General features: G+C 56.0%; 1 pseudogene. It reads left to right on the forward strand.

Annotated features, from left to right (window positions below):
- Positions 1-234: 234 nt before the first annotated feature.
- A pseudogene (locus EOC06_RS38460) lies at positions 235-441 on the forward strand (transposase); the annotation flags it as partial.
- Positions 442-498 lie beyond the last annotated feature (57 nt).

The raw sequence follows: 498 nt of genomic DNA on the forward strand, positions 1-498 counted from the left end.
TGCTGAAAATGAGCGATCAACCGCCTGCACGCTACGTGGGGATGCCTACGCGCTTACGATCCAGCATCAGCGTGGCAGGATATATCGTAATGTAAATATCCCCTTGAAAACGACAGGGTCATCATAATTGAAGCCATCGTCGCCGCGTGGTTTCCTTAGGGTCCGGACCCATTAAAAGGGGTTCCTCTGACGGCGGGATTGTGATTCAGGGTCCCTGAGGGGGACCGGTCATGAATCGCTTATTTCTGGCTCAGCGATGAGCAGTGTGGGCTGCTTGAACGGCATCTGCCGACCGACACCCGAGGCAAGCCGCGCGTTGATGATCGACGCGTGATCAGCGGCATCATCCATATGGTGAGCGGCGGACGCTGGGTCGACGCTCCGACGGTCTATGGACCGCGCAAGACCCTCTACAGGCAATTTACCCGGACGACGTCTCGCACGAACATGTGACGTCGCTTTCAGTCTACATCAGAGACATTGCTTTCAGTCTACACC

The sequence above is a fragment of the Mesorhizobium sp. M7A.F.Ca.MR.362.00.0.0 genome (assembly GCF_004023175.1).
Taxonomy (GTDB): Bacteria; Pseudomonadota; Alphaproteobacteria; order Rhizobiales; family Rhizobiaceae; genus Mesorhizobium.